The sequence below is a fragment of the Nocardioides sp. YR527 genome (assembly GCF_900101045.1).
In the GTDB taxonomy this organism is placed as follows: domain Bacteria; phylum Actinomycetota; class Actinomycetes; order Propionibacteriales; family Nocardioidaceae; genus Nocardioides.
This window is the reverse complement of record NZ_FNFN01000003.1, coordinates 684,880-711,311: the sequence shown is the minus strand read 5'-3', so window position 1 is coordinate 711,311 and position 26,432 is coordinate 684,880. Positions and strand designations below refer to the sequence as shown.

The following is a 26,432-nucleotide window of genomic DNA, read 5'->3' as shown; positions in this document are numbered from 1 at the left end:
TGGTCGCGTGAAGCTGACCGAAGCGCAGAGTGACCGGGCCGTCGGGGCCATCGTCGGGACCGCGGTGGCGGATGCGCTCGGGGCTCATTACGAGTTCGACCGGCCCCGGCTCGGCGCGGACGAGAAGGCGCAGATGCTCGGCGGCGGGCTCGGCCCGTTCGCGCCCGGGGAGTGGACCGACGACACCACGATGGCGTGGTGCATCCTCGACGCCGCGCGCGGTCTCGATCTGCGTACCGAGGAGGGGCTGACCGCGGTCGCCCACAACTTCCGGACCTGGGCGGAGTCGGATCCGAAGGACATCGGCAACCAGACCGCCCGGGTGCTCGACACCGCCGGGCCCGCGCCGACCGCCGCGCAGCTGCAGCACGTCGCGGAGAAGCTGCACGAGATGACCGGCCACACGGGAGGCAACGGCTCGCTGATGCGTACCGCGCCGGTCCCGCTCCGCTATCTGGGCGACCGCGCGGCCGTCGCCGAGGCCGCCGCCGCGGTGAGCGCCCTGACCCACTGGGACGAGCACGCCCGGTCCGGCTGCGCACTGTGGTCCTTGGCCATCGAGCACGCGGTCATGCACGGCGAGCTCGACGTACGCTCCGGCCTCTCCCACCTCTCCCCCGCCGAGGCCACCTTCTGGACCGAGAAGCTCGACGAGGCCGAGACCGAGCCGCCGTCGACCTTCAACCCCAACGGCTGGGTCGTGACCGCGCTGCAGGCGGCGTGGTCCTCGATCGCGCAGACCCCGGCCACCGGGCCCGAGCACTACGTCGAGGCCCTGAACACCGCCATCCGGATCGGCAACGACACCGACACCGTCGCCGCCATCGCCGGTGGCCTCCTCGGCGCCCGCTGGGGCGCCTCCGCCATCCCGGCCGACTGGCGCGCCCTCAGCCACGGCTACCCCGGCATCCCCGGCGACGCCCTCGCCACCCTCGCCCTGGATGCTGTTGCCGCCGGTCGGGCACGCTGAGCACCAACACCGGTCGGCCGTCACTACATCAGTGGGCGGCACCTTGTGAACGATTCACAAGGTACCGCCCACTGATGTAGCCGCGAGAGACACACGGAACTGTCGGTGCTCGGGCCTACCGTCGCGATATGAAACTCACCGCCCGGGCTGCCGAGATGCGGGGCGCGTGCTCGCGGCCGGGCTTGCAGGACCAGCCACCAAGCAAGGGAGCGCGCTTCTCTATGACGAGCAGGGACTCGACCGGCTCCTCGACCGCCCTGAGTGCGCACTCCCAGAGCTCGACCGCTGGCGCCCGTTCGTCGTCAGAGTCGGGAGGACACAGTCCTTCGACGTCGACGCCGCGTGGAGCGATCGCGGTCGTGCCGTCGCCGGACCGTGGCGGCTACCGCTGCCGACCTCGGTCTATCTCGCCTGGCACAGCAGCCTGAACCCGGCAACGGGCATGCGGCACCCGTTGATCGGTGTCGTCGGCGACTGGGCGGCTGTCGGCGCCGAGATCACCGGATATGACGAGGGCCGCTTCCGCCTCGAGCCGCCGGGGCCTTGGTTCGACTCGTTCCAGGACACCTGGCTGCCCCTCCCGCCCCGTCGGCGCTGGATCCTGTGGGGCGCACCTTCGAGCGTGATCCAACAGCCGGGCCGCCCCGAACGCACTGCGTCCCAGGCGGCCTACAGAAGCTCGCGCGACTGGCTGAGCGCGGACGTACCCGTCCGATCGAACGGACGGCTCTGACCGCGGGACCGATCAGCGGAGCGGGCGGATGTGGAGGCCGATCTCGGGGTCGACGAGGACCTCCTGGGCGACGGGCATTCCGTCCACGACGAGCTGCGCGTCCACAGGTACGTTGCGCTTGACCAGCCCCAACGCGATCGGGCCGAGCTCGTGGTGGCGAGCCGACGAGCCGACGAAGCCCACCGACTTCTCACCGAAGACCAGCTCCGACCCGGCGGCGGGCAGCCGGTTCTCGGAGCCGTCGAGGTGGAGCAGCACCAGGCGCCGCGGCGGGCGACCGAGCGTGTGGACGCGGGCGACCGTCTCCTGGCCGCGGTAGCAGCCCTTGTCGAGATGGACCGCGTACTCCGGGCCGACGGTCTCTTCCGATCCCGGCACCCAGCCGACCTCGTTGGGGATCGTGCGCGTATCGGTGTCCACACCGAACCGCGGCTCACCGCGCTCGATCCGGAGGGCCTCGAAGGCCCAGAACCCGCAGGCGGGGCCCGCGGCAGCGGCGTACGTCTCCAGGGACTCGCGTGGGACGAACGAGTAGCCCTGCGAGGGACGCCAGACGGAGGCCTGCGACGGCTCGGCCGTCACGGTCACATCCGACCAGAACTTCATCCGCTCCAGGTAGGCGACCAGAGCTTCACCGGCCCCGGGTTCGGTCCACGCCAGGAAGGAGGAGCCGTCGTCGACGCCGGAGAAGAAGTGCTCGACATGCCCCTGCGGCGACAGGATCAGGGCCGAGGTCCAGGCCCCGGGAGCCAGTCCCTCGAAAGCCTGCGAGGTCAGCGAGTGCAGCCAGGTGAGCCGGTCGGGCCCGGCGATCCGCAGGACGTCACGGTGGGAGAGGTCGACGAATCCCTCGCCGGAGGCCAGCGTCCGCTGCTCCAGGTTGAACGATCCGTAGTGCGCCGCGACGGGTGCGTCGGCACCGTCGCCGGCGACGGCACCGGGCAGGGACAGAAGCGGGCTGGCAGTCATCATGCTGTGCTCCTACGTGGGCTCGGAAGAACAGTCGACGCACGCCCCGAAGACGGTCAGATGAGCGACATCTGCCTCGAAGGCGTACTCCTCACGCAGCCGCTCGCAGATACCGTCGGCCACTGAGGGGTCAACACTGGTGACCTTCTGACACTTCCTGCAAACCGCATGAAAATGTGGCCGCCCGGAGACCGAGTGGTAGGTCGACGCGCGCTCGCCCAGGTGGGCGTGCCGCACCAGGCCCAACTCCTCGAGCACCTCGAGGTTGCGGTAGACGGTGGAGAGGTTGATCGCCGAGGACGACTCGCGTACGACCGCGAGCACCTCCTCGGGGGTGGCGTGCCGAAGCCGCTCGACGGCGCCGAGGACCAGCTCGCGCTGGGGCGTGAGCCGGTAGCCCTTCGCCCGAAGGGCCTCGCGCCAGTCCTCAGCCGCCTCGGTCATCGCGACTACTTGTTGACCCGCTTGAGCCGCGCCCACAGGTGCGGCTGCAGCGCCTGACCCATCGCGGCCATGTCGAAGGCGTAGAGAAGGTCGCCCTCGACGTTGCCGTAGAGGCGCTTGCCGGCGGTGTATTCCTTCGCGGTCTCCGTGCGGGCGACCGCGTCGGTGGTGAGGTCGAGCTTGCCGCCCTCGGCCTTGCCGTACCAGACCTCGACGATGCCGGTGTTGTGCGTCATCACCCACTCGACCTCGCCCTCGGGGCGGAAGCGCACGAAACCGGTCTCGAGCGCCGCGTCGCGCACCTTCTCCCCCGTCTCCGGGTCGATGATCCACGAGCGCGCGAAGTAGTGGAAGAACGGACGCCCGTCGTGGGTGAAGATCAGCTCCTGCCCGAACTCGAACTTGTCGATCGTCGGATAGTCACCGTGCCCGTTGCCCTGCCAGGTGCCGAGCATCCACGCACAGGGACCGGCATCGGGGTGAAGGTTCTCCGGAAGTTCGAAAGCCACACCCCGAGTTTAGGCCGTACGTCGGCTACGACCCGAAACGCAAGCGCTAGTGTGCTCGGCATGCAAGAACTCGTGGTGAAGGTGACCGTCGGCGCCGAGACGCCTGAGCGTACGAACCAGGCCTTCACGGTCGCTTCGGCGGCCGCGACCGCCGGCGCGAAGGTGTCGCTGTGGCTCACCGGTGAGGCGACCTGGTTCGCGGTGCCCGGGAAGGCGGAGGAGTTCACGCTCGAGAACGCGGCGCCGCTGCAGGAGCTGATCGGGCTGGTCTTGGAAGCCGGCCAGGTGACCGTGTGCAGCCAGTGCGCCTCTCGTCGCGATCTCACCGAGGACGACCTGATCGATGGCGTGGTCATCAAGGGCGCGTTCGTGTTCGCCGAGGAGATCTTGCGCGAGGGCGTACAGGCGATCGTCTACTGAAGTCGGCACCACCCAGAATTACATAAGTGTAGTTCCAGGTAGCGAGCGTGTTAATCCTCTCGGAGACTCCACACACCACCTACTTCGCCGTTAGCATTCACCCTCGTGAGCACGCAGACCCCCAGTGGCAAGTGGTGGAGCCGTGATTCGGCCGCCCAGCCGGGTGACGACGAGGACCTGACGGCGCGCGCTGCGGAGTTGGCCCGCGCCGCTGCCGCAGCCGAGTCACTTCGCATCTCAGCCGAGCAGGCGGCCGCCGAGCAGGCGGCCGAGCGGCTGGTGGCCGAGGAGTCCGCCGCCCAGCACGCAACCGCCCGCGCGAAGGCCGACGAAACCGCCAAGCTCCACGCCGAGCTGGCCGCCGACGCCCATCAGGCGCGCGAGGTAGCGGAGAAGGCAGCCGAGGAGTACGCCCGCGCCCGGGTCGAGGCCGAGAAGCTCGCCGACACCCGCGCCAAGGAGCGCGCCGAGGCCGAGGAGGCCGCGCTCGCGAGAGGTAAGGAGCTGGAGGCGGCCGAGCGCCGCCTGCTCGAGGCGGCTCGCGTCGCCGAGGAGCAGGCCATCGCCCGCACCGAGGCCGAGGAGGCCGCCCACTCCAAGGCCGAGGAGGCCGCCACCGCAGCCGCCTCCGCCGCCGAGGCCCACACCAAGGCAGCCGAGCACGCCGAGCTGGCCCAGGCCGCCTACGCCGCACGCAGCGTCGCGGAGGCCGCCGCCGAGGACCGCCTCGAGGAGATGGACGAGCTTCGCGACGCGCTGGCGGCGGCTGAGAAGGCCGCCCGCAAGGCCGCGGACGAGGCTCGCGCCGCCTACGAGGCACGCAGCGAGGCGGAGGCTGCCGCCGAGGCCGCCTACACCGCTCGCGCCGCCGCCGACACCCGATCCGAGGACCTCGCGCGGATGCGCGAGGAGGCCGACGCGGCCGCGGCCGGCCGGGCCGACGAGGCGCTGGCCGCGTTCACCGCACGCCAGGCCGCCGAACAGGCTGCCAACGACCGGGCGACCGAGGCCGAGAAGGCCGCCGCCGCGCGCATCACGGCCGAGGAGTCCGCGGTCGCGATGGCGACGCAGGCCGAGATCGCCGAGCAGGCCCGCAAGGACGCCGAGGCTGCGGCCGAGGCCGCCTATGCCGCAGCCGAGGAGGCCGCGACCGCCCGAGCCGAGGCCGAGGAAGCGGCGAAGGAGGCCTTCGAGGAGCGCAAGGCCGCCGACGCCAACGCCGAGGACCACGCGATGACCCGGGCTGCGGCCGAGGCCACCGCGGCCGACCAGTACGCCGTGGCAGCCGAGGCGCTTGCCGCACGCACCGAGGCGGAGGAGGCCGCGCTGCGCGCCTTCAAGGCCGCCGACGCTGCCAACGACGCCCGTCTCGAGGCGGAGAAGAGCGCGAAGCAGTACGCCGAGTTCGCCGCTGCCGCCGCGCACGAGGCCAACGAGAACGAGGAGCGCTACCGGCAGCTCACCGAGCTCGCCTCCCAGGCCGAGCAGGCGGCCGAATCCGCCAACCTCGCCCGGATGGGGGCCGACCAGCGCGCCTCCGAGCACGCCGATCTCGCGGTGCAGGCCCTGGAGGGCCGCCGCGCCGCCGAGCGCGCCGCGACCGAGGCCAACGAGGGTCGTCGAGCGGCGGAGTCCGCGCTGCGTACCGCTCACGAGTCGATGACCGAGCTCATCACCGGTCAGGCCCGCGAGCGCGAAGAGGCGGAGCGCCGGATGACGGAGATGATGAACCGTCTCGCCGACGTCCAGGAGCAGGCCGCCGAGTCCGTACGCCTTCGGACCGAGGCCGAGGAGGTCGCCGGACAGAAGGCGATCGACCGTCAGGCCGTCGAGGCCTCGATCCTGCACAACACCCAGCTGGTCGAGCAGGCCATCGTGGACCGGCAGATCGCCGAGCGCCGCAGCGCCCAGCTCGCCAAGCAGCTCGCCGACCTGCGTGAGGCCGTCATGCTCGCGGTCAAGGGCGGCAGCACCAACAAGCGTGCGATGCAGGCCCTCGAGCTCACCCTCGCCGCGACCCCGTCGCCGCCCGAGGCGCAGCTCCCCATCCCGGACGCTCCTGACGAGCCGCTCGTGGTCGAGCCCCTCGAGCCGGTCGCGCGCACTCCGTTGGTCGAGCCTGTCGAGATCACCGCTCCGGCACCGGTCGACTCACCGGCAGCGCCGACGGCCGGTCCTCCGACCGCGCCCGTGACGCTGCCCGAGCGGCCGACCGGCAAGAAGCAGGGCAACACGAGGCAGTCCGGAGACTCGCGCGCGGAGCTGGCGGACCTGCCCGACACCCCGAGCGACTCGCTCCCCCACCGCTCGAGCGGCTGGCTGGCGGCGGTCAAGCTCGCCGAGTCCGGCAAGTTCCCCGGCGCCAAGATCCCGGGTGCCGGCAGCGCCGCCCCCGAAGCTCCCGAGGGCGCCATCTCTGGCGACGACACGGAGGGCGAGCCACTCGGCGCCAAGAGGCTCACCGTCCGCACCTTCAGGCCCGAGGACGGCTCGCTCATGACCGAGAGCACCGTCACGGTCACCGAGGAGGGTGTGCTCGACGTACGCAAGGACGAGCAGACCCACACCTACGACCTCTACGACACCGACACCGACATCACCATCAAGGGCGAGCCGGCCACCGACGAGTGGGTCGTCGAGTTCAACACGGACGAGGCAGGTGCGGTCCAGGTCGACAAGTCGATGGTCGACCCCGAGGCGTTCCAGCGCGAAGTGCTCCGCTGGCGCCCCGACATGGCCGGCTGAGCGTTCGTTACAGGTTGTCCTTCAGTACTCGAGCGATCTCGAGGACTGCCGCGCGTGAGGTACGTCCGGCGCCGACCACGTTCAAGAACCCATGGATCTGGTCGGCGAAGCGCTTGCGCGCGACCTTGACCTTGGCCTCCTCGAGCTTGACGGCGTACGCCTCGCCCTCATCGCGCAGCGGGTCGAAGCCCGCGGTCGCGACGTAGGCCGGCGCGACCCCGCTCGCCGGGATCTCCGCGTACAGCGGGGCGTGGCGCGGGTCGCGGCGGTCGACGCCCTCCGGCAGGTAGTTGTCGGTGGCGGCCGCGATGAAGTCCGAGGTCAGGTAGAAGCCCTCGCTGAGGTCCTCGCGGCTCTTCGTCGCGGCCTCCGACTGCGTCACCGGGTAGATGAGCAGCTGGAAGGCGCAGTCCTCGCCGACCGCGAGCGCGACCCCGGCCGCCAGGTTGCCGCCGGCAGAGTCGCCGCCCACCCCGATCCGGGCCGGGTCCACACCGAGCTCCGCCGCGTGCTCGACCGCCCACCGGAACGCTGCGACCGAGTCGTCGTACGCCGCTGGGAACGGTGACTCCGGCGCCAGCCGGTAGTCGATCGAGAGCACCTTGACCCCCGACTCACTGGCCAGCAGGCGACAGGGAGCGTCGTGGCTGTCGAGGTCACCGAAGATGAAGCCGCCACCGTGCAGGAAGACCAGCAGCGGCGCATTGCCCGAGGCGCCCTCCGGGACGTAGAGCCGCGCCTTCAGGCCCGCGGCCCAGAGCTCGCGCACCGACCCGATCTCCTGGCGCCCGCCGCCGAGCTGCGACTGCCGCAGCAGCGCCACCCGCCCCTTCGGGATCGGCAGCGTCGACGGGTCCGGCTCCCCCGACACCTTCATCAGCGCCAGCATGATCTGCGTGTCCACCGCGAGCGTCTGCCCGTCGTACGTCACCGGCTTGCCGACCAGCCGCCGCTGCACCGCGGCCGGAAGGTTCAACGCCCCCGCAAATGCCAGACCCTTGATCGGGGTCACCACAGGCGCCAGCAGCGGATCGATCACGGAGGACGCACGCGCAAGAATCGACATGCGCCCAAACTACCCGTTAGTAGGGACATCGTGTAACAGGTAGTTCGCCAGACGTCCGCGCCAACGGCCAGAGTTCGGATCGTGTCTCCCACAAGGACACGCAAGTGAGTCACACTAGCCTCATGAGTCTCGACCCGCAGGCCCCCACCCGGTCGGCCGAGGACACCGTGAGCCTGACCGCGGTTCCCGACCAGCCGTTCGACGTCGAGCCCGAATACATCCCCGATCATGAGGCGCTGGCCGAGGTCGAGAAGTACGAGGACCGGTTCCTCGACCGCGAGCTGTCCTGGCTGCGGTTCAACGAGCGGGTGCTCGAGCTGGCGGAGGACGAGACGCTGCCGTTGCTCGAGCGCGTACGTTTCCTGGCGATCTTCACCTCCAACCTGGACGAGTTCTTCATGGTCCGGGTGGCGGGCCTGAAGCGGCGGATCGCGGCAGGGGTGGCGGTCAAGGCCGCTTCCGGCCTGATGCCGCGGGAGGTCCTCGAGCTGATCTGGAAGAAGACCCGAGAGCTCTCCGAGCGGCACGCCGAGGTGTTCCGCGGCAAGATCAAGCCGGCGCTGCTCGAGGAGGGCATCCAGCTGCTGCACTGGGAGGACCTCACCCCGGAGGAGGTCAAGGCCTGCAAGAAGCTGTTCAAGGAGCGGGTCTACCCGGTGCTGACGCCGCTCGCGGTCGACCCGGCACACCCGTTTCCCTACATCTCCGGTCTCTCGCTCAACCTCGCCGTCCGGCTGCGGGACCCGAAGACCAAGAAGAAGCACTTCGCCCGGGTGAAGGTCCCGCCGATCTTCAGCCGCTTCGTGCCGCTGGGCAACGACCGCTTCGTACCGCTCGAGGAGGTCATGAGCGAGCGCCTGTCCAAGCTGTTCCCGGGCATGGAGATCCTCGAGGTGCACACCTTCCGGGTCACTCGCAACGAGGATCTCGAGGTCGAGGAGGACGACACCGAGAACCTCCTCACCGCACTGGAGAAGGAGCTGCTCAGGCGGCGCTTCGGCCCTCCCGTACGCCTCGAGGTGCAGGAGTCGATGACCGACTCGACGCTCGACCTGCTGGTCTCCGAGCTCGGCATCTCCGACAAGGAGGTCTTCCGGCTGCCCGGTCCGCTCGACCTGCGCGGGCTGCACGGCATCGCAGACATCGACCGCGAGCAGCTGAAGTATCCGGCCTTCGTGCCGAGCACCCACCCGGCGCTCGCGCCGGTCGAGAGCGCCGCGCCGGTCGACGTCTTCAAGGCGGCTCGACGGGGTGACGTACTCCTCCAGCATCCCTACGACTCGTTCGCGACCAGCGTGCAGCGCTTCATCGAGCAGGCCGCGGCCGACCCGCGGGTGCTGGCGATCAAGCAGACCCTCTACCGCACCTCCGGTGACTCCCCCATCATCGACGCCCTGATCGACGCCGCCGAGGCGGGCAAGCAGGTGCTGGTGCTGGTCGAGATCAAGGCGCGCTTCGACGAGGTGGCCAACATCCGCTGGGCGCGCAAGCTCGAGCAGGCCGGCTGCCACGTGGTCTACGGCCTGGTCGGCCTGAAGACCCACTGCAAGCTGGCGATGGTGGTCCGCGAGGAGCCCGACGGCACGATCCGTCGCTACACCCACATCGGCACCGGCAACTACAACCCGAAGACTTCCAGGCTCTACGAGGACATGGGCCTGATCACCACCAACGAGGGGATCGGCGAGGACGTCGCCCACCTGTTCAACAACCTCTCCGGCTGGAGCCGGGAGGCGACGTACGAGCAGCTTCTGGTGGCCCCCGGCAACGTACGCAACGGCCTGATCGAGCAGATCCACGCGGAGATCGCCCACCACCTGGCGGGGCGGCCGGCGAGGATCCGACTCAAGGCCAACTCGGTGGTCGACGAGGCGATCATCGACGCGCTCTACCTGGCCTCCCAGGCGGGCGTGCCCGTGCAGCTCCTGGTCCGGGGCATCTGCGCACTCCGCCCCGGCGTGGAGGGACTCAGCGAGACCATCGAGGTGCGCTCCATCCTGGGCCGCTTCCTGGAGCACTCCCGGATCTTCTGGTTCGAGAACGGTGCCACCGAGGACGGCGACGGACCGACCGCCTGGATCGGCTCGGCCGACATGATGCACCGCAACCTCGACCGCCGGGTCGAGGCCCTCGTACGCCTCCCCACCCCGGAGCTCGTGGCCGAGGTCGGCGCACTGTTCGACCTGGCATTCGAACCGACCACGGACGCCTGGATCCTCGGACCCGACGGGACGTGGGCCCGAAACCACGCTCCGGACCACCTCCAGGCGATGTTGATCACACGCCAGCGCCAGCGCAGGCGCGCCGCGACAGGCTGAACACGCCCTGGCTTTCGTCGTGTCAAGCGGACTCGCCTAACATGAGCCCGCAGGTCTGCCTCATCCAGCCAGGAGCCCCCCGTGCGTTTCCGAATCCGCCCGGTCGACACGTCGTTCTACGACCTGTTCACCGAGTCCGCCAACCACCTCGTCGGCGGTGTCTCGCTGCTCGCCGAGATGCTCAGCGACACAGCCGATCGCGAGGACGTCGCAAGACGGATGCGCGACGCGGAGCACGCCGCCGACGAGAGCACCCACGAGATCGTCAAGAAGGTCAACTCGACCTTCGTCACGCCGTTCGACCGCGAGGACATCTACGCCCTCGGCTCCGGTCTCGACGACGTGATGGACTCGATGGACGAGGTCGTCGACCAGATCTTCGTCTACGGCGTCAACATCTTGCCCCCGGAGCTCTCCGACCAGGTCACCGTGCTCCAGCGCTGCGCCGAGCTGACCGCGGCGGCGATGCCCAAGCTGCGCTCCATGAAGGAGCTCTCCGAGTACTGGATCGAGATCAACCGTCTCGAGAACCAGGGCGACAAGAACCACCGTCGCATCCTCGCCAAGCTCTTCTCCGGTGAGTACGACGCGATGGAGGTCCTCAAGCTGAAGGACATCGTGGAGTCCCTCGAGGACGCGATCGACGGCTTCGAGAAGGTCGCGAACACCGTCGAGCAGATCGCCGTCAAGGAATCCTGACACCGTGGAACTTGCCATCGTCATCGCGGTGGTCGTCGTCGCCCTGGTCTTCGACTACACCAACGGCTTCCACGACGCAGCCAACGCCATCGCGACCTCCGTCTCCACGCGCGCGCTCACGCCGCGCATCGCCCTCCTGCTCGCGGCGGTGATGAACTTCGTCGGCGCCTTCCTGGGCCAGAAGGTCGCCCACACCGTCTCCGACACCATCACGCCACCATCAGGGGCACATGGTCTGACCGTCGTGATGGCCGGCCTGCTCGGCGCGATCGCGTGGAACATGATCACCTGGTACTTCGGTCTCCCCTCGTCCTCCTCGCACGCGCTCATCGGTGGTCTGGCCGGTTCGGCGATCGCCGCCGGCGCGTTCGTCAACTGGATGACGGTGCTGGAGAAGGTCGTCATCCCGATGTTCATCTCACCCGTGGTCGCGTTCGGCCTCGGGTTCGGCGTGATGCTCGCGATCATGTGGATCTTCCGCCGCGCCAACCAGCACAAGGCACAGAAGGGCTTCCGGATCGCCCAGACGATCTCGGCCGCCGCGATGGCCCTCGGTCACGGCCTGCAGGACGCCCAGAAGACGATGGGCGTCATCTTCCTGGCCCTGGTCACCGGTGGCTTCCTCTCGGCCGACGACGACCTGCCGTTCTGGGTCATCGCCGCGGCCGCGACCGCGATCTCCCTCGGCACCATGTCCGGCGGCTGGCGCATCATGCGCACCCTCGGCCGTCGCATCATCCACCTGGACCCCTCCCGCGGCTTCGCCGCCGAGTCGGTCGCCGCCTCGGTGCTCTACACCACGGCGTACGTCTGGGAGGCCCCGATCTCGACCACTCACACGATCACCTCGGCGATCATGGGTGTGGGCGCGACCAAGCGGTTCTCCGCGGTCCGCTGGGGCATCGCGAAGTCGATCGTCGCCGCCTGGATCTTCACCTTCCCCGCGGCCGGTGGTGTCGCAGCCCTGACCTACCTGCTCTGCCACTTCGTTTTTCAGCTGCCGTAGAAGCACAAACGCCGAGTCGGCGCATCCGACCCCTCTCGCTCGCTTCGCTTCGCGAGGCACGGGGTCAGATGCGCCGACTCGGCTGCATTTCAGGAGCGTTTACCCGAAGCGACCCGAGATGTAAGCCTCGGTGTCGGGGTTGTCCGGCTTGGTGAACATCTGCTTGGTGGGGTTGAACTCCACCAGGTGACCCGGCTGGCCGGCGGCCTTCAGGTTGAAGAAGCCGGTGTCGTCGGAGACACGGGCCGCCTGCTGCATGTTGTGGGTGACGATCACGATCGTGTAGTCGGACTTCAGCTCGTGGATGAGGTCCTCGATCGCGGCGGTCGAGATCGGGTCGAGGGCCGAGCACGGCTCGTCCATCAGCAGCACCTCCGGCTGGACCGCGATCGCGCGGGCGATGCAGAGCCGCTGCTGCTGACCACCCGAGAGACCCATGCCGGGCTTGCCGAGACGGTCCTTGACCTCGTTCCACAGGTTGGCGCCGCGCAGTGCGCCCTCCACGATCGAGTCCGCCTCGGACTTCTTGATCCGCTTGGAGTTGAGCTTGTTGCCGGCGAGCACGTTGTCGTAGATCGACATCGTCGGGAACGGGTTGGGCCGCTGGAAGACCATGCCGACCTTGCGGCGTACGGCCACGGGGTCGACGTTCGGCCCGTAGATGTCCTGGCCGGCGATCTGGATCTTCCCCTCGACGTACGCACCGGGGATGACCTCGTGCATCCGGTTGAGCGTGCGCAGGAAGGTCGACTTGCCGCAGCCGGAGGGCCCGATGAAGGCGGTCACCGACTTCGGCTTGATGGACATGGAGACGTCCTCGACGGCCTTGAAGTCGCCGTAGAAGATGCTGGCGTCCTTGACTTGAATGGACATGTGTTTCTCCTAGCGCCCGGTCTTGGGGGCGAAGATCGTGCCGACGATACGGGCGATGAGGTTGAGGACCATGACGAGGATGAAGAGCACCAGTGCTCCACCCCAGGCGTACTCGACGCCCTTGGCCGTGGCCTCGGACAGCTGGGTGTAGATGAAGACCGGCACCGTCATCATCGGGCTGTCGTCGAATGCGCTGGTGTTCAGGTTCGGGTTGAACCCGGAGGCGACCAGCAGCGGCGCGGTCTCACCGATCACTCGCGAGATCGAGAGCACGACACCGGTGACGATGCCGCCGATCGCGGTCGGGAGCACCATCTTGGTGATGGTGCGCCACTTCGGCACCCCGAGGGCGTACGCAGCCTCGCGCAGGTCGTCGGGGACCAGCTTCAGCATCTCCTCGGTCGATCGGACGACGGTCGGGATCATCAGCAGCGAGAGCGCGATACCGCCGCCGAAGCCGAAGCGCGTGCCCGGTCCGACGAGGAGGGTGAAGAGCGCGAACGCGAACAGGCCGGCGACGATCGAGGGGATGCCGGTCATCACGTCGACCAGGAAGGTGATCGTCTTGGCGAGGCGGTTGCCCTTGCCGTACTCGATCAGGTAGATCGCGGTCATGATGCCGATCGGGATCGAGATCACCGCGGCGATGCCGGTGACGATCAAGGTGCCGATCAGTGCGTGGTAGAGACCGCCCTGCTCGTCGCCGGTGACCGAACGCATCGAGTAGGTGAGGAACTCCGGGCTGAGGGTCGCGGCGCCCCTGGAGACAACCGTGTAGACCAGCCAGATCAGCGGGATGACCGCGACCGCGAAGGCCGTCCACACCAGACCGGTGACGAGCTTGTCGGTCGCCGAGCGCCGGTTCTCCACCAGCAGCGCCCACAGCGGGTAACCGATGAGGAACCCGAGCAAGGCGATGACGGCTGCCCCGACGATGCCCACACCGAGCACCAGGGCCAGGCCGCCCAGGGCGACCGCGGCGACGCCGACCAGCCACTGGGCACCACGCGGGAGCGTGGCGTGGGACAGCTGCGGCTCGTTCAGAGAAGGTTCGGTGTTGGTCACTTGGCCCTCCCTCGGGCGACGATCCAGCGGGCGAGCGCGTTGACCAGGAAGGTGAAGGCGAACAGCACGAGGCCGGTCGCGATCAGCACGGAGAGCCGGTCGGGCGTGCTCTCCTTGTAGCCCTGGGCGATGTGCGCCGCGATGGTCTGCGGGTTGTTGGTGCCGATGATGAACAGCGAGATGAGGACCTTCGGAGAGACGATCATCGCGATCGCCATGGTCTCGCCGAGAGCTCGGCCGAGGCCGAGCATGACCGCGGAGACCATGCCGGAGCGGGCGTAGGGGAAGACCGCGTAGCGGACCATCTCCCAGCGCGTCGCGCCGAGCGCCAGCGCCGCCTCCTCGTGCAGTCGCGGCGTCTGCGCGAAGACCTCGCGGCAGATCGAGGTGATGATCGGCAGGATCATCACGGCCAGCACGATCGCTGCGGTGAACAGCGTACGGCCGTTGCCGGAGGGCTGGCCGTCGAAGAACGGCAGCCAGGCCATGTTCTCGGAGAGCCACGCATGGGTCGGCACCAGGTACGGACCGAGCACCACCGCACCCCACAGGCCGAAGACGACCGACGGGACCGCGGCGAGCAGATCGATGACGTACGCAACGGGGGTGGCGATCCGGCGCGGGGCGTAGTGGCTGATGAAGAGCGCGATCGCCACGCTGAAGGGGACCGCGACGATCAGGGCCAGCACAGCCGCGTACATCGTCGCGAACAGCAGCGGCACCACCAGGCCCAGGAACGAGCCCTGGCCGGCGTAGTGCTGCTCGTCCACGCTGAAGCCCGGGATGCCCTCGATGCCCAGGAAGATGAAGACGGCTGCCAGCGCCACCATGATGAGAGTGGCTGCAATGACGGCGAGGCCTCGGAAGACGACATCACCCACCGAGCCACGGCCGGAGATGAGCTCCGACTTCGGGTCAACGCCAGGGTCGGCGCCGGGGTCAGCGGCGACAGTCACAAGGCATTCCTCGACTTTCTTCTAGGTTCTCAAGACAGCCGTACGGGCGGCGGCCGCGGCCACCGCCCGAACGGCGATCAGATCAGACTTACCGGCACTTACTTGATGCCGCCGACCAGGTCGAGCGCCTTGTCGGCGATCTCACGGTCGAGCGGTGCGGAGCCGGCTTCCTCGGCGGCGACCTCCTGGCCCTCCTCGGAGAGGATGTACTCCAGGTAGCCCTTCACGTTGGCCGCGTCCTCGGCGTTCTCGTAGGTCGGGCAGGCCAGCAGGTAGGAGACCAGCACGACCGGGTAGACGCCGGCCTCGGTGGTGGTGCGAGCGACCTCGACGGCCAGGTCGCTGTCGCTGGTGCCGACCGGCTTCGAGGCGGCCAGGATCTTCGAGGCGGCCTCGGCGCTCGGCGCGACGAACTCCTCGCCGACCTTGACCTTGACGGTGGCGAGGTCGTTCTCGCGCGCCGCGGACTCGTCCATGAAGCCGATGTAGCCGGCGCCCTGCATGGCGGTCACGACACCGGAGGTGCCGTCGCCGCCCTCGCCGCCCTTGATGGAGGCGGGCCACTCACCGGAGGGCTCCTCGGCCCAGCCACCGGCGGCCGCGAGGTACTCGGTGAAGTTCTCCTGGGTGCCGGAGTCGTCCGAGCGGTGGACCGGGGTGATCGCGCTGTTCGGAAGCGTGGCGTCCGGGTTGGTCGCGGCGATCGCCGGGTCGTTCCACTTGGTGATCTTGCCCGCGAAGATGTCGGCGAGCGTCTTGGGGTCGAGGTTGAGCTCGTCGACGCCCTCGACGTTGAAGACGACGGCGATCGGCGAGACGTAGCCCGGGACCTGGATCGGGTCGGCGCCGCACTGCTCCTTGGCCTTGCTCAGCTCGCCCTCGTCGTCGTTGAGAGCCGAGTCGGTGCCGGCGAAGAGGTAGCCGCCGGTGATGAAGCCCTCACGACCCGAGCCGGAGCCCACGGGCTCGTAGACGACGCTGAGGTCGGGGTTCGCGTCCTGGATGCCGGCGACCCACGCCGCCTGGCCCTTCTCCTGCGAGGAGGCGCCGCCACCCTTGATGGTGCCCGAGAGGGTGCCTTCGCCTTCGCTGTCACCCGTCGGCTCGTTGGCAGCGCCGCAGGCGCTGATCGCGAGAGCGAGGGCCGCAGCCGTGATGCCCGGGACGAGTGCCCGGCGCAGCGAGGTGGTGTTCACGCAATTCTCCTGGTGATGATGCAGTCGATTCGGAGTTGTCGCGATGACCGTAGGGAGCCGAGGTGGACGGGAAACTCGGTGAAGGTGAACGCAGCCTGAACGAGGAACACAAAGTCGGTGGCAAATCTGTGTCAGTTACGGGCACAGGAGATGAACAGGCAGGCCTCGAGCCTCTGTTAGACCCGAGTTAGACCTGAAATGCCTCGACAGCGCGCACTTCTCCTGCGCGCACGTGCAGCACCATCAGCTCGCCCTTCGCCAGCTTCGGGTCACGCATGCCCAGCCCGTCGAAGACCCACGGCAGCACCGGTCGGTGCGTGCAGATCACGGTCGGAACTTCCAGGTCACGCAGGGTCTCCGCGGCCAGGGCCGACACGCTACCTTCGTCCGCACCCTCCTCGCTCAGCAGTCTCACCATCGCGGGAGCGGTGCCCACCAGCCCTGCGTACGGCGCGACGGACTGCGCGCAGCGGACGCTCGGCGAGGTGATCACCCGGTGGATGTCGTAGGCCATCAGCAGGCCGGCAAGCGTGACCGACTGGGCCCGTCCGGTGTCGTCGAGCGGCCGCTCCTCGTCTGCACCCGACCAGGCCGAACGGCCGACGGACGAGGCGTGACGGAGGATCACGAGGGGCGTGGTGGGATCGCGTACGTCCTCGGCCTGCTGCAGCGTCGCCCGATCGTGCGGGTAGGTGAGCCGGGTGCGAGCCTTCTCGACCGAAAGCCACTCGACGTCGTCGATCTCGTCGTTGACCAGGTAGCCGTCTACATCGTCATCGGCGCCGGCGGCGGTGCGGCCGACCCAGTAGTGGACCACCTTCTGCCCCGCCTCGACGGGATAGCGCTGCGGCCGGAGCGGGCGGCCGAGCGCGACCCGTAGGCCCGTCTCCTCGCGCACCTCGCGGATCGCAGCCACCGGCACCGTCTCGCCGGGGTCGACCTTCCCCTTGGGAAAGGACCAGTCGTCGTACTTGGGTCTGTGGACCAGCGCCACCTCCGAGAGGTTGTCGTGCTCGCGGAGAACCACTACGCCGGCGGCCGGTATCTCGGGCATGCGCACAGGGTATGTCGAGAAGGTGGCTGATTCGTCTAAGGTTCGTCGCAATGCTCAGCACCCCCCAGCTTCTCGGCCGCCCCAGGATGTGGGCCGACCGGTCATCCCGAGTCGTACGCGCCCACCCCTTGTTGACCATCGCGGTGGGCGTCGTCATCGTTGCGCTCGTCATCTTCCTCGCTCGCGCATGGGCGACCCGTGGAGGCGACCTCGACGAGGCGCTGCGGCTGGCCCCCGCCGAGGCGACGCGGGTCTCCTTCACCGACTGGACGGGCATCCGCGAGAGCGTCGGCGCCGACCTCGATGCCGACTCCACCCCGGAGGAGGTCCACGAGATGATCGACGCCGCCTATACGAAGGACCTCACCTCGACCTCGGTGCTTCCTGACGCCTCCGGCCTGCTGCAGCAGCACTTCGGCTGGTCACCGGCGACCCTCGACTGGGAGCTCTACACCCAGTCGACCGAGGGAGCGCTCATGATCGGACACCTCGAGGACATGGACGCCGACCACCTCGTCGAGCAGCTCACCTCGATGGGGTTCACCGCCCCCGGGGACGACCCCGCGGACGGCGGCGTCTGGGACGGCACCCTGGTCCCCTTCTCCAACTTCACCGACTCCGGGATCGACTCGACGATCAGCCCGAAGCTCACCTACATCGCCTTTCTGCCCGAGCACGACCTCATCCTGGCCTCGGACGGCCGGCGCTACCTGAGCGACCAGGTCGAGAGCCTCGGCGACGGCGACCTGCACGAGCCCATGACCGACGCCGCCGACCGGCTCGACGACCCCCTCTCGGCCTTCGTCTACGACGGCGACTTCACCTGCACCGAGATCGGGCTGGGCGGCGCCTCGGCCGCCGACCAGGACCAGGCCGACGGTCTCGTCGACGCCGCCGGCGACATCAACCCGATCGCAGGCTTCGCCATGGCGGCCGAGCCGAACGGGGACGTACGCGTCGCCATGTCGTTCGAGAACGACGACCAGGCGCGTACGAACGCCGACACCCGGGCCAAGCTCGCCGTCGGTCCGGCACCCGGCCAGGGCGGCACCTTCGACGAGCGGTTCGAGCTCGGGAAGGTCGCGGCCGAGGACGAGGTCGTCACCATGCAGCTGCGGCCGAAGGACGGCGCGCCCGTGCTCTCCGACCTCGCGAACGGGCCGCTGCTCTTCGCGACCTGCTGACGTCTTTAGGGGATGATCCCGAGGATGCGGTCGATCTCGTCCTGGGAGAGGTGATCCTCGGACTCGCTGGCGGCGACGATGAGGTTGGTCGTGAGCTCGACCTCGAGGAGCAGCTCGGGATCTTCCAGCGTCACATCGAACTGATCAGCCACGCCCGCCACCTCCTCAGGTCACGCTCGAAAAGACTCGTCTTCACATCATCGCCCAGTCTCGGGGTATCTGCGCGCTGATCCACCAAGAACCATCAAAAGTTGTCACATCAAGCGTGACACAGAAGCCTGAGAGGGCTCCAATCAGACCACGAGGCCCCAGCCGAACGGCTGGGGCCTCGTTGCAGATGATCATTGTCGGCAGGTGCCGAACCCGAGATCGCCTTAGCTACTCATTGAGCCTTGTTTCAGAGAGGGCGAACGTTCTCCGCCTGCGGGCCCTTCGGACCCTGGGTGACGTCGAACTCGACCTTCTGGTTCTCGTCCAGCGACTTGTAGCCGTTGGTCTGGATCGCAGAGTAGTGAACGAAGACGTCGTCGCCGCCGTCCTCCTGCGCAATGAAGCCGAAACCCTTCTCGGCGTTGAACCACTTAACGGTGCCCTGAGCCATCTGCTCGTTACTCCTTAGTCGGGGCGAGAGGCCACCAGGTTCGGCAGCCCCGCATCAGGGGCGGGTGACACGTCGCTCCGACCTGTGTTCCCGGACCGGGGTCCGGGCGGGCACAGAGCAGAAACGCCGTTGGATCACAAACTCCGCAGGCGTCAGACCTTCTGGAACTTGCACCTGTTGCGGGAGTGACACTAGCAACTCACGCGCCTGAGCGAACCCCCCTTGACCGATCGTTTTACGCGCGAACCGGTGAAGGTTGCCCAACAGAGCCGCGAAACGGCCGCTCAGCGGGACGTACGCCCCCGGGTTTCGGAGCACTTCCGGAGAGCAGAAGACCCCCGCCCGAGGCCGGGCGAGGGTCTTCTTTTGGTAGGCCGTGTCGGTCTCGAACCGACGACCCATGGATTAAAAGTCCACTGCTCTACCAACTGAGCTAACGGCCCGCCGGGAGTCTACCGGAGCAGCAGCCGTCTCCTATTCGAGGTCACCCGGCCGCGTCGACGACCTTTCCGCGCTCGCCGATGATCCGGGCACATCGCTCGGCGGCCGCCTCGCCCGTGAGCGCATGCTCGAGCAGGAGCTGCGTCCAGCGCTCGTAGCGGGCGACCTCGACCGGGTCCGCGATCTCGAGGTCGCCGGCGCTCGTCTCGACAGTGACGATCCGGTCGCGCTGGTCCCAGCCGTGCTGGACCAGAACGGGGAAGCTCTCGAAGGGGACGATCCCGATCCTCGCCTGGGTGGTGGTCGCCAGATTCGCGATGTGATCGATCTGGGCACGCATGATCTCGGGCGATCCCACCAGGTGGTGCAGGGCGGCCTCGCCGACCAGGATGGTGATCGTCCGGCCGGGCTCGTAAAGGATCGCCGAGCGACGCAGCCGCGCCGCGATCACGTGCGAGACCTCTTCGGCAACGCCGTCTCGGTCACGCGAACCACCTGCCAACGCCAGCAGGGCACGCGCGTAGCCGGGGGTCTGCAACAGCTCGGGGACACTGTGCGGCTGGTAGCTGGTCAGGACCTTGGCGGCCACCTCGGTCGCTGCGTACGCATCCTGGTGCTGCTCCGCATCGCCGCCGGCCGGATGAGCGTCACGGAACGCGGCATGCTCCTGGTCGGCGCGGGCGCGCAGCGCGAGCAGCATCTCCCGGTCGGCACCCACCGCGGCCGCCCAGGCACGGACCTCGGCCTCGGAGACCGACTGCCGACCCGACTCGATCTTGGACACCTTGGGCTGGGACCAGCCCGAGCCCAGCGCATTCGCCAGACCGGCCCCGGTCAGGCCGGCGGCGCGACGGGCTTCCCGGAGCGCCTCGGTCAGTGCTTCACGGGCTCGACGGTTGGGGCGGGGCACGGCGACAGCCTCCTTCTACGGATCGGAACCACCATCGTGCCGGATGGGCATACCCGACGTCCAGATGCACATCATGATTGGCAGCATCAACATATTATGCTCTACTGGATTCGGGGTCGACGCAGACAGGAAGGCAGGGCTTCGATGAGCATCCGACGAACCCACCCCGGACGACCTCGCCTCGTCCCCTCGAGCACGGCTGCCCCACCGCGCGAGCAGGTGCTTCATGCCGCGGCGCAGTTGTTCGTGACCAAGGGTTTCGCGGCCACCTCGACGCGGGAGATCGCCGACAGGGTCGGGATCAGGCAGGCGTCGCTCTACTACCACTTCACCAGCAAGGACGAGATCCTCGCCGAACTCCTGGAGCGATCCGTCCGACCCACCGTCGATCGGATCGACCAGATCGAGCAGCTGACCGCGTCCACGAGTCCCGAGGCCGCGCTCTACCTGCTGGCCCTCGTCGACATCCACACGCTCGCCGAGGCGCCGGACAACATCGGCATGCTGGCCACTCACCCCGACGTGACCAGCAGCGACGCCTTCGATGCCTTTCGCAGCGTTCGCGCCGAGCTCGCCGAGGCCTACGGGCGGATGGCCACCCGGGCGGCGACGCCCGGCGTCGCCGCGGCGGCCGAGCAGGGCCACCTCGGCGAGATGCTCATGCATCTGGTCGAGGTCACCACGAGGCTTCGCAGCAGCGGCGTGCCGATCGACGACGCGACCGCCGGCCTCATCGCCTCGACCTGCCTACGCGCGTGCGGGATCCCCGACTCACGTATCGCCGCGGCGGCCTCGGCCGCCACACCCCTCGTGGGCGATCGTCATTCCCGTACGGCCTCACCGTAGGCACCCACGAAGCGCTCGAGCAGCTCGAGGAACTTCTCGGACCCCTCCCCCAGAGCCGCCAGCCCGTCCGCATAGGCGCCCAGTGCCCGCGCCGAGGCTGCCTCATAGACCGCGAGGCCCTCCTCGGTCGGCTCGATCAGTCGCGCCGAACGCCCCTGCTCGGCGAACCTCCGCAGATGGCCGGCGGAGAGCGCGGCGTTCACCTGCCGGTTCACGGTCGACTGCTCGAGGTTGAGCCCGTCGGCGATCTCGCGGAGCGTACGCGGCCGACCGTCGGAGAGGAACCAGAGCAGGCGACCGTCGGCGTGGTTGAGCGCACTGCGGTCCTCAGCGAGACGGCGGTGCACCTCGAGTCGCCCGATCAGGGAGGCCAGACGGCGGTCGGCGGTCAGGTCTGGACTGATCTTCCTGAAGAGCGGGTCCCCGGCAGAGGGCGTTGTGGACGGCATCACATCTCCAGGCATTGTCGTTCTGACCTCATGATGTGTAGCATACATACGTCAATATGTAGATTACACATCAGAGGTGTGTCTTGAGTTCCTCCCCGTCCACCACCCGCGAGCCGACCACGCGCTCGACCGGTGGCGCCGTGGCCGTCATCATGGTGCTCTGCTTCGGCAGCCTCTGCGCCGCGCTGATGCAGTCACTGGTCATCCCGATCCAGAGCGAGCTCCCCGAGCTGCTCTCCACCACGGTCAGCACCGCCTCCTGGGTGGTCACGGCCACGCTGCTCGGCGCCGGCGTGACGATGCCCGTCACCGGCCGCCTCGCCGATCTCTACGGCAAGAAGCCCGTCCTGGTGATCTCCGGCATCATCCTGGTGCTCGGCTCCGTCATCGTCGCCCTCTCCGACGCCGTCGGCCCGGTCCTGGTCGGCCGCGTGCTCCAGGGCATGGCGATGGGCTACATCCCGGTCGCGATCAGCCTCGTGCGCGAGGTCGCGCCCGAGCACCTGCGCAACACCGCGGTCGCGGGAGTCAGCGCCACCCTCGGCGTCGGCGGCGCACTCGGCCTGCCGCTGGCCGCCTGGATCGCCCAGGACTTCGACTGGCACACCCTCTTCTGGGTCTCCGCCGGCCTCGCCCTCGTCGTCACCGTGCTGACCGCGGCCGTGGTCCCGCACGTTCGCGACGCCCACCCCGGCCGCCTCGACATCGTCGGCGCGCTCGGGCTCGCGGCCGGGCTCGTCGGCGTCCTGGTCGGCGTCTCCAAGGGCAACGACTGGGGCTGGGTCGAGCCCGAGACCCTCGGCATGATCATCGGTGGAGTCGTGATCCTGCTCCTCTGGGGCTGGTACGAGCTGCGCCACGACGACCCGCTCGTCGACCTGCGCACCACCGCGCGCAAGCCGGTGCTGTTCACCAACATCGCGGCCGTCCTCATCGGCTTCGGCATGATGGCGCAGTCGATCGTGGTCCCACAGCTCCTCCAGATGCCCGAGGCCACCGGCTACGGCCTGGGCCAGACGATCTTCCAGGCCGGCATGTGGATGGCGCCGGGGGGTCTGATGATGATGCTCTTCACCCCGGTCTCCTCGCGACTGCTGACCCGCCTCGGTGGACGCGGCACGATGGCGATCGGCGCGGTCGTCCTGGCCTCGGGCTACGTCGTCGCGGTCTTCCTGATGGATGCCCCGTGGCAGCTCATGCTCGCCTCCTGCATCGCCTCGGCAGGCGTCGGGATCGGGTACGCCGCGATGCCCACGCTCATCCTCAGCAACGTCCCGGCCGCCGAGGCCGCCGCGAGCGTCGGGCTGAACAGCCTGATGCGCTCGATGGGCACCACGGTCGCGGGCGCGGTGATGGCCATCGTGCTCACCAGCCAGACCACCGTGCTCGCCCCCGGCGCGCCCGAGATCCCGACCGCGGGCGCGTTCCAGCTCTGCTTCGTGATCGGGGCGCTGGCGGCCGGTGTCGGTGCCTTGATCGTGCTCCTCATCCCCAGGCCTCGGCGGGAGGCGGCCGACGACACCGCGGACGACGCGGTGCTCGCCGGATCGCACTGACTCGACAGCACGCCGATACGACAGCGGGCCCGACCAGCACTGAGCTGGTCGGGCCCGCTGCGTACGAACGGATCTTCGTTCAGTGGGTCCCGGTGATGCGGTCGAGCGGGCCCGGGGTGTAGGGCGAGTTGGCCTCCAGGTAGGCGGAGAAGGCATCGATGTCGAGGCCGCCGTAGTAGGGGTCGGTGCCCTTGGTGAAGGCCGCGAACGCGTCGCCGCCGCCCTGCAGGAAGTTGTTGGTCACGACCCGGTAGGACGCGGCCTTGTCGATCGGCTGGCCGTTGAGCGTGACCGAACCGTCGACGGGACCCGAGGGGCTGATCTGGTAGGAGAAGCCCTCCGACACCTGCAGGATCTTGTGGGACGCGGCGTTGGCGCCGGTGACCTGCTGGGTGAGCAGGTCGTAGATGTCCTGGCCGGTCATGGTCAGCGAGACCATGAAGTTGTTGAACGGCTGGACCGTGAACGCCTCGTCGTAGGTGACATCACCGACAGCCTCACCGTAGGGCGAGTTGGCCGCGGTCAGGTCGGCGCGGATGCCGCCCGGGTTCATGAACGCGATCACCGGCGTCTGCCCGTTGACGACCGTCGACTGGTCGGCGAGCTGGGCGTCGGCGATGAGGTCACCGAGGGCGCTCTCGCCGGAGGCGTTGGCGGTGCGGGTGATGTCACCGGAGATCGAACCGAGCACCCGGGAGGCGATCGGGGTGACCAGCTCCTTGTAGGTGTTGATCAGCGTGGTCTGCTCCGGGGCCTTGGCCACGTCACGGGTGACCAGCAGGTTGGACCCCTGGACCGAGGAGCGCACGATGTCGCGCTTCTTGAGGTCGTACTTCAGGTTGGTCTCGGTGTAGAGCCGACCGAAGGACGAGGCCGAGGTGACCAGACGGGACTTGCCCTTGGGGTCGGGTACGTCGCAGACGTAGGGGTTGTGGGTGTGGCCGGTGACCAGCATGTCGATCTCGGGGTCGAGGTTCTCGGCGATCGGCACGATGGGCGAGCCCGCGACCAGCTCGCCGCCGCCCTCGCAGGTGTAGTCGTACCTGGCGTTGACGTCGTAGACCTTGCCGGTGGCCGGGTCGGTCCACTTCTCCCTCGGCAGGTTGGCACCCTCGTGGATCAGGGTGACGATCGCCTTGACGCCCTTCCTCTTCAGCTTGGGCACCAGCGCGTTGGCGGTCTCGACCTCGTCCTTGAAGGTGAGGCCCTTGACCCCCTCGGCGGTGACGATGTCGGGAGTGCCCTCCAGGGTCATGCCGATGAAGCCGATCTTGACGCCGTCGACCTCCTTGATGGCGTACGACGGCAGGATCGTCTTGCCGCTCGCGTCCTCGACCACGTTGGAGGCGAGGATGTCGAAGTCAGCGCCCTGGTACTCGTGGGCGGCGCAGGAGTTCTGGTTGTCCTCGCCGTCGCCATCGTCGATGCAGCCACCCTTGGCGATGCGCTGCAGCTCCTGGTAGCCCTCGTCGAACTCGTGGTTGCCGACCGAGGTCACGTCCAGGCCGAGCTCGTTGAGCGCCTCGATGGACGGCTCGTCGTGGAAGGCGGCCGAGAGCAGCGGCGAGGCGCCGATCAGGTCACCGGCGGCGACGGTCAGCGAGCGCTTGTGCCCCTTGCGGGCCTCGGCCAGGTGGGAGGCGAGGTATTCCACGCCGCCGACGTTGACGGTCTCGTCGACCGGCGCACCGGTGGCCGGGTCGATGTGGTGGCCGGTGACCAGGCGCCCGCTCGAACCCGACGGCGCCTCGAGATTGCCGTGGAAGTCGTTGAACGAGAGCAGCTGGACATCGACCAGATGCTTCCCCGGCTTGGCGGACGCGGTCCCGACCGGGGTGGCGACTGCGGCGGCCGCGAGAGCGACGGCGGCAACGGCCACAACAGGACGAAGCTTTCGGATGTTACGAGGCATTGCTGGGCTCCCCATCTCAGTGATCGACGAAGGGAACGATGCCCCTTCGGGTTCTTCTTGTGAAGAGGTAATCCGGTTACCGCCGCCGAATCGTCATCAACCGTTAATCAGCAGCATATTTCGCTTCGGGCTCCGCTTCAGCCAAAAAATTCGGTAACATCCACCGCCCCGCCGGCCTCCTCGAACTCGTCGCGGACCGTCTCCCGCAGCTTCGCGTCGGAGAGATAGTCGGCGGCCACCCCGGCGAGACCGTAGGCGGCATCGACGAGCACCTCGTCGGCGTACGGCGTGACCGCGGCAGCGGCGAACTCGCGGCTGTGCAGCGACACGTCGGGCTCGGCGATCTTGACCATCGCGTGCAGGCCGGGGACCCGGAAGGAGACGTTGCCGAAGTCGGTGGACCCGGCGAGCAGGTCCGGGACGACGCCGGGCGCGAGGACGGTGTGGTTGCGCTCCTGGTAGCGGCGGTTCCACGCCTGCGCCAGCCCGCTGTTGTTGCGGATCGGCAGGTAGACCGGCGACTCGTCCCAGCTGAACTCGACACCGCAGCCCGTCATCAGCGCCGCGCCCATCGCCATCTCCTCCAGCCGCTGGGAGAGGATCTTGAGCGTCTCGGGGTAGGCGGAGCGTACGTAGAACTGGATCGAGGCGTGCTCCGGGATCACGTTGGGGCGCAGGCCGCCGTCGGTGATGATCGCGTGCACCCGGTCGGTCGGCGGCATCTGCTGCCGGTTGAGCGCGACGCCGGTGTAGAGCAGGTTGGCCGCGTCCAGGGCGTTGCGCCCCATGAACGGCTGGATGGAGGCGTGCGCCGGCACCCCGACGTAGGTCACCTTCAGCTGCCTGCGACCGAGGAAGACCGGCTCGGAGCTGTCGTAGGTGAACGGGTGGACCATGATCGCGGCGTCGACGCCTTCGAAGGCGCCCTTCTGCGCCATCAGCTCCTTGCCGCCGCCGCCCTCCTCGGCGGGGGTGCCGAGCCAGATCACGCGGCCACCGAGGCGGTCGATCACGCTCGCGATGGCCAGGAACGCGCCCACGCCGACGGTGGCGATCAGGTTGTGACCGCAGCCGTGGCCGATGCCGGGGAGCGCGTCGTACTCGGAGAGCACGGCGATCGTCGGGCCGTCCTTGGTGCCGCCGGCCGAGGCGTAGAGGGCGGTCGGGAGGCCGTAGGCACCGCGGGCCACCTCGATGCCGTGAGCCTCGACGAACTCGGCCAGCCCGGCCGAGCTCCGGTGCTCCTCGAAGCCGGTCTCGGGGTGTTCGGCGAGGTCGTGGGAAACCGCGACCAGCTCGGGGCCCAGGTCCACGAGCTTGTCGCGGAGCGCATCCAGGATCCCTCTCGGCGCACCCGCCGAGCTCGACTCGGCCGCCTTCGTGATGAGCGCCTTGGCGTCGGTCTCGTCGCGGAGCTGATTGACCAGGAACGGGTTCGGCTGCTGCGGCTGACTCATGCCGCCGCCTCGGAATAGGAAAGCAAAGAATACCGAAACGGCGGCCTGAGGCC

The 26,432-nt window shown here is 68.7% G+C and carries 25 protein-coding genes and 1 tRNA gene; 10 read left to right on the top strand and 16 right to left on the bottom strand.

The genetic code is table 11. The annotated features are described in order from the left end of the window. Positions 1-7: 7 nt before the first annotated feature. Together BLT25_RS11945 and BLT25_RS11940 are read left to right on the top strand one after the other, a co-directional pair. Positions 8-970: an ADP-ribosylglycohydrolase family protein gene (locus BLT25_RS11945; protein ID WP_091045865.1), complete on the top strand. Its 963-nt coding sequence runs from the start codon at positions 8-10 to the stop codon at positions 968-970. A gap of 166 nt (positions 971-1,136) precedes the next feature. Continuing rightward, complete coding sequence (locus BLT25_RS11940; protein WP_091045862.1) at positions 1,137-1,703, top strand: hypothetical protein; 567 nt, start codon at positions 1,137-1,139, stop codon at positions 1,701-1,703. Positions 1,704-1,715: 12 nt separating this feature from the next. Here BLT25_RS11940 and BLT25_RS11935 read toward each other — a convergent pair whose 3' ends face one another. The 3 genes from BLT25_RS11935 to BLT25_RS11925 are packed head-to-tail and all read right to left on the bottom strand — an operon-like array spanning position 1,716 to position 3,625. Next, positions 1,716-2,675 carry a CAF17-like 4Fe-4S cluster assembly/insertion protein YgfZ gene (locus BLT25_RS11935; protein WP_091045860.1) on the bottom strand — a complete coding sequence of 320 codons (960 nt, stop codon included), beginning with the start codon at positions 2,673-2,675 and terminating at the stop codon, positions 1,716-1,718. A gap of 9 nt (positions 2,676-2,684) precedes the next feature. Further along, positions 2,685-3,116: a Fur family transcriptional regulator gene (locus tag BLT25_RS11930; protein ID WP_008360653.1), complete on the bottom strand. Its 432-nt coding sequence runs from the start codon at positions 3,114-3,116 to the stop codon at positions 2,685-2,687. A 5-nt stretch (positions 3,117-3,121) separates the two neighbouring features. Beyond that, the gene (locus tag BLT25_RS11925; protein ID WP_091045857.1) at positions 3,122-3,625 is read right to left on the bottom strand and encodes a heme-binding beta-barrel domain-containing protein; all 504 of its coding nucleotides are present in this window, start codon (positions 3,623-3,625) and stop codon (positions 3,122-3,124) included. 60 nt (positions 3,626-3,685) lie between these two features. Here BLT25_RS11925 and BLT25_RS11920 point away from each other — a divergent pair, with 60 nt between their 5' ends. Both BLT25_RS11920 and BLT25_RS11915 read left to right on the top strand, forming a co-directional pair. After that, positions 3,686-4,045, top strand: coding sequence for a DsrE family protein (locus tag BLT25_RS11920; RefSeq protein ID WP_091046302.1), 360 nt, complete (start codon positions 3,686-3,688; stop codon positions 4,043-4,045). Positions 4,046-4,150: 105 nt separating this feature from the next. Further along, positions 4,151-6,790 (top strand): coiled-coil domain-containing protein, encoded by a 2,640-nt coding sequence (locus tag BLT25_RS11915; RefSeq protein ID WP_143033724.1) that lies wholly within the window; start codon positions 4,151-4,153, stop codon positions 6,788-6,790. Positions 6,791-6,797: 7 nt separating this feature from the next. Here BLT25_RS11915 and BLT25_RS11910 read toward each other — a convergent pair whose 3' ends face one another. Then, entirely contained in the window at positions 6,798-7,856 is a 1,059-nt protein-coding gene (locus BLT25_RS11910) for an alpha/beta hydrolase (RefSeq protein ID WP_256328556.1), read from the bottom strand. A 122-nt stretch (positions 7,857-7,978) separates the two neighbouring features. Here BLT25_RS11910 and BLT25_RS11905 point away from each other — a divergent pair, with 122 nt between their 5' ends. The 3 genes from BLT25_RS11905 (at position 7,979) to BLT25_RS11895 (ending at position 11,879) form a co-directional block, all read left to right on the top strand. Continuing rightward, positions 7,979-10,174, top strand: a complete 2,196-nt coding sequence (locus BLT25_RS11905; RefSeq protein WP_091045850.1) for an RNA degradosome polyphosphate kinase — start codon at positions 7,979-7,981, stop codon at positions 10,172-10,174. A gap of 81 nt (positions 10,175-10,255) precedes the next feature. Next, the gene (locus tag BLT25_RS11900; protein ID WP_091045846.1) at positions 10,256-10,873 is read left to right on the top strand and encodes a DUF47 domain-containing protein; all 618 of its coding nucleotides are present in this window, start codon (positions 10,256-10,258) and stop codon (positions 10,871-10,873) included. Positions 10,874-10,877: 4 nt separating this feature from the next. Continuing rightward, positions 10,878-11,879 (top strand): inorganic phosphate transporter, encoded by a 1,002-nt coding sequence (locus BLT25_RS11895; RefSeq protein ID WP_091045843.1) that lies wholly within the window; start codon positions 10,878-10,880, stop codon positions 11,877-11,879. A 99-nt stretch (positions 11,880-11,978) separates the two neighbouring features. Here the strand turns inward: BLT25_RS11895 and pstB are convergent, their stop codons facing one another. From pstB to BLT25_RS11870, 5 genes are all read right to left on the bottom strand, one after another. Then, positions 11,979-12,752, bottom strand: a complete 774-nt coding sequence (gene pstB, locus BLT25_RS11890) for a phosphate ABC transporter ATP-binding protein PstB (RefSeq protein ID WP_091045840.1) — start codon at positions 12,750-12,752, stop codon at positions 11,979-11,981. A 9-nt stretch (positions 12,753-12,761) separates the two neighbouring features. Further along, positions 12,762-13,817 (bottom strand): phosphate ABC transporter permease PstA, encoded by a 1,056-nt coding sequence (gene pstA, locus BLT25_RS11885; protein WP_091045837.1) that lies wholly within the window; start codon positions 13,815-13,817, stop codon positions 12,762-12,764. Further along, positions 13,814-14,773 (bottom strand): phosphate ABC transporter permease subunit PstC, encoded by a 960-nt coding sequence (gene pstC / locus BLT25_RS11880; protein ID WP_176883818.1) that lies wholly within the window; start codon positions 14,771-14,773, stop codon positions 13,814-13,816. Before pstC ends, pstA begins: the two co-directional genes overlap by 4 nt. Before the next feature lie 98 nt (positions 14,774-14,871). Continuing rightward, positions 14,872-15,969, bottom strand: coding sequence for a phosphate ABC transporter substrate-binding protein PstS (locus BLT25_RS11875; protein WP_091045834.1), 1,098 nt, complete (start codon positions 15,967-15,969; stop codon positions 14,872-14,874). A 187-nt stretch (positions 15,970-16,156) separates the two neighbouring features. Further along, positions 16,157-17,023 (bottom strand): NUDIX hydrolase, encoded by an 867-nt coding sequence (locus BLT25_RS11870; RefSeq protein WP_091045831.1) that lies wholly within the window; start codon positions 17,021-17,023, stop codon positions 16,157-16,159. 50 nt (positions 17,024-17,073) lie between these two features. On the opposite strand from BLT25_RS11870, the gene BLT25_RS11865 reads away from it, so the two are divergent. After that, positions 17,074-18,207, top strand: coding sequence for a hypothetical protein (locus BLT25_RS11865; protein ID WP_091045830.1), 1,134 nt, complete (start codon positions 17,074-17,076; stop codon positions 18,205-18,207). Between the two features lie 5 nt (positions 18,208-18,212). On the opposite strand, the gene BLT25_RS29870 is transcribed toward BLT25_RS11865, so the two are convergent. The 4 genes from BLT25_RS29870 to BLT25_RS11850 form a co-directional block, all read right to left on the bottom strand. After that, positions 18,213-18,359: a hypothetical protein gene (locus tag BLT25_RS29870; protein ID WP_008360628.1), complete on the bottom strand. Its 147-nt coding sequence runs from the start codon at positions 18,357-18,359 to the stop codon at positions 18,213-18,215. 245 nt (positions 18,360-18,604) lie between these two features. Beyond that, the gene (locus BLT25_RS11860; protein ID WP_045548871.1) at positions 18,605-18,808 is read right to left on the bottom strand and encodes a cold-shock protein; all 204 of its coding nucleotides are present in this window, start codon (positions 18,806-18,808) and stop codon (positions 18,605-18,607) included. Between the two features lie 367 nt (positions 18,809-19,175). Beyond that, positions 19,176-19,251, bottom strand: a tRNA-Lys gene (locus tag BLT25_RS11855). A 41-nt stretch (positions 19,252-19,292) separates the two neighbouring features. After that, the gene (locus BLT25_RS11850) at positions 19,293-20,159 is read right to left on the bottom strand and encodes a helix-turn-helix domain-containing protein (protein ID WP_091045827.1); all 867 of its coding nucleotides are present in this window, start codon (positions 20,157-20,159) and stop codon (positions 19,293-19,295) included. Between the two features lie 144 nt (positions 20,160-20,303). Between BLT25_RS11850 and BLT25_RS11845 the strand changes: the two genes are divergently transcribed. Further along, positions 20,304-21,005: a TetR/AcrR family transcriptional regulator gene (locus BLT25_RS11845; RefSeq protein ID WP_091045825.1), complete on the top strand. Its 702-nt coding sequence runs from the start codon at positions 20,304-20,306 to the stop codon at positions 21,003-21,005. Here the strand turns inward: BLT25_RS11845 and BLT25_RS11840 are convergent. After that, on the bottom strand, positions 20,981-21,454 hold the full coding sequence (locus tag BLT25_RS11840; protein WP_091045823.1) for a MarR family winged helix-turn-helix transcriptional regulator: 474 nt from the start codon (positions 21,452-21,454) through the stop codon (positions 20,981-20,983). The genes BLT25_RS11845 and BLT25_RS11840 overlap by 25 nt on opposite strands. An 83-nt stretch (positions 21,455-21,537) precedes the next feature. On the opposite strand from BLT25_RS11840, the gene BLT25_RS11835 reads away from it, so the two are divergent. Further along, entirely contained in the window at positions 21,538-23,010 is a 1,473-nt protein-coding gene (locus tag BLT25_RS11835) for an MFS transporter (protein ID WP_218131312.1), read from the top strand. Between the two features lie 79 nt (positions 23,011-23,089). Here BLT25_RS11835 and BLT25_RS11830 read toward each other — a convergent pair whose 3' ends face one another. Together BLT25_RS11830 and BLT25_RS11825 are read right to left on the bottom strand one after the other, a co-directional pair. Then, complete coding sequence (locus BLT25_RS11830; protein WP_091045820.1) at positions 23,090-24,889, bottom strand: bifunctional metallophosphatase/5'-nucleotidase; 1,800 nt, start codon at positions 24,887-24,889, stop codon at positions 23,090-23,092. 170 nt (positions 24,890-25,059) lie between these two features. Further along, complete coding sequence (locus BLT25_RS11825) at positions 25,060-26,379, bottom strand: M20 family metallopeptidase (protein ID WP_091045817.1); 1,320 nt, start codon at positions 26,377-26,379, stop codon at positions 25,060-25,062. Between the last annotated feature and the right edge of the window lie 53 nt (positions 26,380-26,432).

Coding starts and splice junctions, on each gene's coding strand:
- pstB (WP_091045840.1), bottom strand. CDS start 12,752: ATGTCCATTCAAGTCAAGGACGCCAGCATCTTCTACGGCGACTTCAAG.
- BLT25_RS11935 (WP_091045860.1), bottom strand. CDS start 2,675: ATGATGACTGCCAGCCCGCTTCTGTCCCTGCCCGGTGCCGTCGCCGGC.
- BLT25_RS11840 (WP_091045823.1), bottom strand. CDS start 21,454: ATGCCGTCCACAACGCCCTCTGCCGGGGACCCGCTCTTCAGGAAGATC.
- BLT25_RS11920 (WP_091046302.1), top strand. CDS start 3,686: ATGCAAGAACTCGTGGTGAAGGTGACCGTCGGCGCCGAGACGCCTGAG.
- BLT25_RS11860 (WP_045548871.1), bottom strand. CDS start 18,808: ATGGCTCAGGGCACCGTTAAGTGGTTCAACGCCGAGAAGGGTTTCGGC.
- BLT25_RS11930 (WP_008360653.1), bottom strand. CDS start 3,116: ATGACCGAGGCGGCTGAGGACTGGCGCGAGGCCCTTCGGGCGAAGGGC.
- BLT25_RS11865 (WP_091045830.1), top strand. CDS start 17,074: ATGCTCAGCACCCCCCAGCTTCTCGGCCGCCCCAGGATGTGGGCCGAC.
- BLT25_RS11905 (WP_091045850.1), top strand. CDS start 7,979: ATGAGTCTCGACCCGCAGGCCCCCACCCGGTCGGCCGAGGACACCGTG.
- BLT25_RS11910 (WP_256328556.1), bottom strand. CDS start 7,856: ATGTCGATTCTTGCGCGTGCGTCCTCCGTGATCGATCCGCTGCTGGCG.
- BLT25_RS11870 (WP_091045831.1), bottom strand. CDS start 17,023: ATGCCCGAGATACCGGCCGCCGGCGTAGTGGTTCTCCGCGAGCACGAC.
- BLT25_RS11845 (WP_091045825.1), top strand. CDS start 20,304: ATGAGCATCCGACGAACCCACCCCGGACGACCTCGCCTCGTCCCCTCG.
- BLT25_RS11825 (WP_091045817.1), bottom strand. CDS start 26,379: ATGAGTCAGCCGCAGCAGCCGAACCCGTTCCTGGTCAATCAGCTCCGC.